Origin of the sequence: Pandoraea pnomenusa, assembly GCF_040391475.1 — a bacterium.
In the GTDB taxonomy this organism is placed as follows: domain Bacteria; phylum Pseudomonadota; class Gammaproteobacteria; order Burkholderiales; family Burkholderiaceae; genus Pandoraea; species Pandoraea pnomenusa_C.
Genome location: NZ_JBEBXS010000018.1, coordinates 89,848 through 96,242, shown reverse-complemented (window position 1 = coordinate 96,242; position 6,395 = coordinate 89,848). Strand labels below are relative to the sequence as shown.

The following is a 6,395-nucleotide window of genomic DNA, read 5'->3' as shown; positions in this document are numbered from 1 at the left end:
GTGTCGTTCATCGGCCCGAAGCCGAACCTGCTCGACACGAACAACATCAACCCGCCGATGCGTCTCGAAGTGTCGCAGCCGGTGCTGGACTTCAAGGAAATCTCGAAGATCCGCCACATCGACAAGTACACCGGCGGCAAATTCCGCTCGTACGAGTTGAACATCTGCTACCCGGTCGCATGGGGCAAGGAAGGCATCGAAGCGCGTCTGGCATCGCTGTGCGCGGAAGCCGTCGACGCCGTGAAGTCGGGCTACAACATCCTGATCGTCTCGGATCGTCTGACGAACCGCGAACAGGTCGCGATCCCCGCGCTGCTGGCCACCTCGGCCGTGCACCAGCATCTGGTCGCGCAGGGCTTGCGTACGAGCACGGGTCTCGTCGTCGAAACCGGCTCGGCACGCGAAGTGCACCACTTCGCGTTGCTCGCGGGCTACGGCGCGGAAGCCGTTCACCCGTACCTGGCGATGGAAACCCTCGCGCAGATCGCCCGCAAGCAAGGCGGCGACCTGACGCCGGAAAAGGCAGTCAAGCACTTCGTCAAGGCGGTCGGCAAGGGCCTGCACAAGGTCATGTCGAAGATGGGCATCTCGACGTACATGTCGTACACCGGTGCGCAGATCTTCGAAGCGATCGGCCTGTCGCAGGAACTGGTCAAGAAGTACTTCCAGGGCACGGCATCGAACGTCGGCGGCATCGGCATCTTCGAAGTGGCGGAAGAAGCGGTGCGCCTGCACCGCGACGCCTTCGGCGATAACCCCGTGCTCTCGAACATGCTCGACGCCGGCGGCGAATACGCGTTCCGCATTCGTGGCGAAGACCACATGTGGACGCCGGACGCCATCGCCAAGCTCCAGCATTCGACCCGCGCAAACTCGTACCAGACGTACAAGGAATACGCGAACCTCATCAACGACCAGAGCAAGCGTCACATGACGCTGCGCGGTCTGTTCGAATTCCGTGTCGATCCGCAGCGCGCCATTCCGCTCGATCAGGTGGAGTCGGCCAAGGACATCGTGAAGCGTTTCGCCACCGGTGCCATGTCGCTCGGCTCGATCTCGACCGAAGCGCACGCCACGCTGGCTGTCGCGATGAACCGTATCGGCGGCAAGTCGAACACGGGTGAGGGCGGTGAAGATCCGCGTCGTTATCGCAACGAACTGAAGGGCATTCCGATCAAGAAGGGCGAATCGCTCGCCTCGATCGTGGGCCGCGACGTCATCGAGACCGACATCGAACTCCAGGACGGCGACTCGCTGCGCTCGAAGATCAAGCAGGTGGCGTCGGGACGCTTCGGCGTGACGGCCGACTATCTGGTCTCGGCCGATCAGATCCAGATCAAGATGGCGCAGGGCGCGAAGCCGGGCGAAGGCGGCCAGCTGCCGGGTCACAAGGTGACGGAATACATCGGCAAGCTGCGTTACTCGGTGCCGGGTGTCGGCCTGATCTCCCCGCCGCCGCACCATGACATCTACTCGATCGAAGATCTGGCGCAGCTCATTCACGATCTGAAGAACGTGAACGCATCGTCGTCGATCTCGGTGAAGCTGGTGTCGGAAGTGGGCGTGGGCACGGTTGCGGCCGGTGTCGCGAAGGCCAAGGCCGATCACGTGGTGATCGCCGGTCACGACGGCGGTACGGGCGCTTCGCCGCTCTCGTCGGTCAAGTACGCCGGTACGCCGTGGGAACTGGGCCTGGCCGAGACGCAGCAGACGCTGGTGCTCAACCGCCTGCGTGGCCGTATCCGCGTGCAGGCCGACGGTCAGATGAAGACCGGCCGCGACGTGGTGATCGGTGCACTGCTCGGCGCAGACGAATTCGGCTTCGCGACGGCACCGCTCGTCGTCGAGGGCTGCATCATGATGCGCAAGTGCCACCTGAACACCTGCCCGGTGGGCGTGGCGACGCAAGATCCGGTACTGCGCAAGAAATTCCAGGGCAAGCCGGAACACGTCGTCAACTACTTCTTCTTCGTGGCCGAGGAAGTGCGCGAAATCATGGCGCAACTCGGCATCGCGAAGTTCGATGACCTGATCGGTCGCGCCGACCTGCTCAACACCAAGGCTGGCGTGGAGCACTGGAAGGCGAAGGGCCTCGATTTCGCACGCATTTTCCACCTGCCGGAAATCGAAGCCGAAGTGCCGCGTCTGCATGTCGAGACGCAGGACCACGGCCTGGCCGGTGCGCTCGATCACGCACTCATCGAAAAAGCGCTGCCGGCGCTGGAAAAGGGCGAACACGTGTCGTTCATCCAGCCGGTGCGCAACCGTAACCGTACGGTCGGCGCCATGCTCTCGGGCGAAGTCGCCAAGCGTTATGGTCACGACGGCCTGGCCGACGACACGATTCACGTGCAGCTCAAGGGTACGGCGGGTCAGAGCTTCGGGGCGTTCCTGGCGCGCGGCATCACGCTCGACCTCGTGGGCGACGGTAACGACTACGTGGGCAAGGGCCTGTCGGGTGGCCGCATCATCGTGCGTCCGACCAACGACTTCCGCGGCAACGCCGAAGACAACATCATCGTCGGCAACACGGTGATGATCGGCGCCATCGAAGGCGAGGCATTCTTCAACGGTGTGGCCGGCGAGCGCTTCTGCGTGCGCAATTCGGGTGCCACGGCCGTCGTGGAAGGCACGGGTGATCACGGTTGCGAATACATGACCGGCGGTACGGTCGTGGTGCTGGGCGAGACCGGCCGTAACTTCTCGGCAGGGATGTCGGGCGGTGTGGCTTACGTCTACGACGCCGACGGCACGTTCGCGGCCAAGTGCAACACGGCAATGGTCGCACTCGATCCGGTGCTGCCGCACGGCGAGCAGGAGCGTACGGTGAGCCAGGGGCTGTGGCATCGCGGTCAGACCGACGAAGCGCAGCTGCGCGAACTGATCGAGCGTCACTTCCAGTACACGGGTTCGACGCGCGCCAAGGCGTTGCTCGAAGACTGGGACGGCGCCCGTCGCAAGTTCGTGAAGGTGTTCCCGAACGAATACAAACGCGCACTTGGCGAGATGGCCAAGGCAGGCGACAAGCAAGCACTGGCGGCCTGATACCGCTAGCGCGGACGCGTCCCGGAGTGAGGGCTCCGACGGCGCGCCGCGCGCGGGTGAGGCACGGTAACCACAAAACTTTCCGACTGAAGAAACATGGGCAAGGTCACAGGTTTTCTCGAATTCGAGCGCCAGAGCGAGTCGTACGAAGCACCGCTGGCACGCGTGAAGCATTACAAGGAGTTCGTGCTCGCGCTCTCCGACGAACAGGCAAAGGTGCAGGGCGCACGCTGCATGGACTGCGGCATTCCGTTCTGCAACAACGGTTGCCCGGTCAACAACATCATTCCCGACTTCAACGATCTGGTGTATCGCCAGGACTGGAAGTCGGCCATCTCGGTGCTGCACTCGACGAACAACTTCCCGGAATTTACGGGACGTATCTGCCCGGCGCCGTGTGAAGCGGCCTGCACGCTGAACATCAACAGCGACGCCGTGGGCATCAAGTCGATCGAGCACGCGATCATCGACAAGGCGTGGAGCGAAGGCTGGGTCGAACCGCAGCCCGCGAAGCACAAGACCGGCAAGTCGGTCGCTGTCGTCGGTTCGGGCCCCGCGGGTCTGGCCGTGGCGCAGCAACTCGCGCGCGCCGGTCACGACGTGACGGTCTTCGAAAAGAACGATCGCGTCGGCGGTCTGCTGCGTTACGGCATTCCCGACTTCAAGCTGGAGAAGTGGCTGATCGATCGCCGCATGCGCCAGATGGAAGCCGAAGGCGTGACGTTCCGCACGGGCGTCTACGTGGGCAAGGACGCGCCCGAAGCGCACATCAACAACTTCTCCAAAGAGACGATCTCGCCGGAGCAGTTGCAGGCGCAGTTCGACGCGGTGGTGATCGCGGGCGGCGCCGAGCAGCCGCGCGATCTGCCGGTGCCGGGGCGTGAGCTCGACGGCATCCACTTCGCGATGGAATTCCTGCCGCAGCAGAACAAGGTCAACGCGGGCGACAAGCTGGCGAACCAGATGCTGGCCTCGGGCAAGAGCGTGATCGTGATCGGCGGCGGCGATACCGGCTCCGATTGCGTGGGCACGTCGAACCGTCATGGCGCGAAGAGCGTCACGCAGTTCGAACTGCTGCCGCAGCCGCCGGAGGAGGAGAACAAGCCGATGGTGTGGCCGTACTGGCCGACCAAGCTGCGTACCTCGTCGAGCCACGAAGAAGGTTGCGAGCGCGACTGGTCGGTGGCCACGAAGCGCTTCGAAGGCAAGAACGGCAAGGTCGAGAAACTCATTGCCGTGCGTCTGGAATGGAAGGACGGCAAGATGCAGGAAGTCGCGGGCTCGGAGTTCGAGCTCAAGGCCGACCTGGTGCTGCTGGCGATGGGCTTCGTCTCGCCGCTGCAGACCGTGCTCGACGCGTTCGGCGTGGACAAGGATGCGCGCGGCAACGTGCGTGCCTCGACCGACGGCGAGCGTGCCTACACGACGAACCTGCCGAAGGTGTTCGCGGCCGGTGACGTGCGTCGCGGCCAGTCGCTGGTGGTGTGGGCAATCCGCGAAGGTCGTCAGTGCGCCCGTGCGGTCGACGAGTTCCTGATGGGACACTCGGTCCTGCCGCGCTGAAGTCGTGAGGCCACGCACAGAGTTGTGCCTGCCAAAACCACGAATACGGGGAAGTTGAGAGGAGGGGCGTAGGGGTAGGCATCTGCGCCACTGTGAAGAAGCCGTCCGGACGGAAACGTCCGGGCGGTTTTTTCTTGCCTGCCGGTATTGCGCCGGGTGGCGCGGGGTGCCTGGATTTGGGGATGCGAATCCCTAAATATAGGATGTCATACAACGAAACGTCTTTCGCCGGGATTCACATGTGGAATGACCTTCCCAACATGTGCAAACCTCAATGTTGACGAAGCTTTCGGCGCGGATGCGGCAGGCGACGTTAAACCCTAGGGATTATCCGTAAACGGCGTAATCTGTGATTGTCATCGTACATCGTCTCACGTAGGATGCCTCTCCATGCGAGCCTGCGCTCGCAAACAAGAAGACTCACGGAGAGAGACAACCTCATGGCCCTCAAGATCAAAGGCCTGCGTTGGTGGATGATCGGCTTGCTGACGCTTGGCACCGTCATGAACTACCTCGCACGCAGCTCGCTTGCCGTTGCCGCCCCCACGGTAATGAAGGATCTCCACATTACCACCCAGCAATACGGCTGGATCACCGGCGCATTTCTCGTGCTGTACCCGATCGGCGCGCCGCTCACCGGTTACCTGATGGATCGCATCGGCCTGCGCCTGGGTTTCCTGCTGTGCGGCGTGATGTGGTCGATCGTGTGCATGCTGCACGGACTTGCCAACGGCTGGGTCGGCCTGTTCGTCCTGCGCGGTTTGTTGGGGCTGGCCGAAGCCTCGTTCATCCCGGCTGGCATGCGCGCGGCGGCGTTCTGGTTCCCGACGAAAGAGCGGGCGCTAGCGGCGGGCATCTTCAACATCGGCACGTCCGTGGGAGCGATCCTTGCCCCACCGCTGATCGCCTGGTCGATCCTGCGCTATAACTGGGAGACGGCGTTCGTGATCGCGGGCAGCCTCGGCCTCGTATGGGGCGTGCTGTGGTTCGCGTTCTACCGCCACCCGACCGATCACCCGGCGCTCACGGCCGCCGAGTCCGACTACATCAACGAAGGCAACGCCGTCGACGCGGTGGCCGACGCCCGCAAGCCGAATCTCCGCTCGATTCTGCGTCAGCGCAATTTCTGGGGCATCGCCCTGCCGCGCTTCTTCGCCGATCCGGTGTGGGGCACGATCGTTTTCTGGATGCCGCTGTACCTGAATCAGGCGCGCGGCTTCGACCTGAAGACGATTGCGGCGACGGCCTGGCTGCCGTTCGTGGCGGCCGACATCGGGTGCCTGATGGGCGGCACCATCTCGGTCTGGCTGAACAAGCATTTCAAGATCACCATCTTCAACGGCAAGCGCGTGGTGTTCACGATCGGCGCGATCATCATGACGGCGATGTGCGGCGTGGGCTTCGTCCAGGACCCGATGATGGCGATCTTCCTGCTGTGCCTCGGCGGCTTCGCGCACCAGACACTGTCGATCAGCGTGATCTCGATGTCGGCGGACCTGTTCCCGCGCAACGAAGTGGCTACCGTGACGGGGCTCGCGGGCCTGTCGGCCGGTATCGGCAACCTGCTGTTCACGCTGGTGATCGGTACGTTTGTCACGGCGGTGGGCTACGCACCGTTCTTCGTGGCGCTGGGGTTGGGCGATCTGATCGGCGCCGTGATCCTGTGGACGGTGGTCCAACCGCACATCACGGGGACGGCTACCCCGGCACCGGTCCGGCGTGAAGGCGCAACGAATACCGCAGGCGCGGTGAATGCCTAGTGATGCATCGCCACTGCGCGCAAACGA

At 63.4% G+C, this 6,395-nt stretch carries 3 protein-coding genes; all 3 read left to right on the top strand.

The features are described from left to right. Nucleotides 1-3,045 (top strand): glutamate synthase-related protein (locus ABWO90_RS18470; protein WP_353192687.1); only part of this gene is annotated, 3,045 nt, incomplete at its 5' end. Between the two features lie 96 nt (nucleotides 3,046-3,141). Next, a complete protein-coding gene (locus tag ABWO90_RS18465; protein WP_353192686.1) occupies nucleotides 3,142-4,608 on the top strand; it encodes a glutamate synthase subunit beta in 1,467 nt (488 codons plus the stop codon). Between the two features lie 440 nt (nucleotides 4,609-5,048). Continuing rightward, nucleotides 5,049-6,368: an MFS transporter gene (locus ABWO90_RS18460; protein WP_353192685.1), complete on the top strand. Its 1,320-nt coding sequence runs from the start codon at nucleotides 5,049-5,051 to the stop codon at nucleotides 6,366-6,368. Nucleotides 6,369-6,395 lie beyond the last annotated feature (27 nt).

Bases quoted from the DNA above. Each gene is read 5' to 3' on its own strand.
- ABWO90_RS18460 (WP_353192685.1), top strand. From the start codon at position 5,049: ATGGCCCTCAAGATCAAAGGCCTGCGTTGGTGGATGATCGGCTTGCTG.
- ABWO90_RS18465 (WP_353192686.1), top strand. From the start codon at position 3,142: ATGGGCAAGGTCACAGGTTTTCTCGAATTCGAGCGCCAGAGCGAGTCG.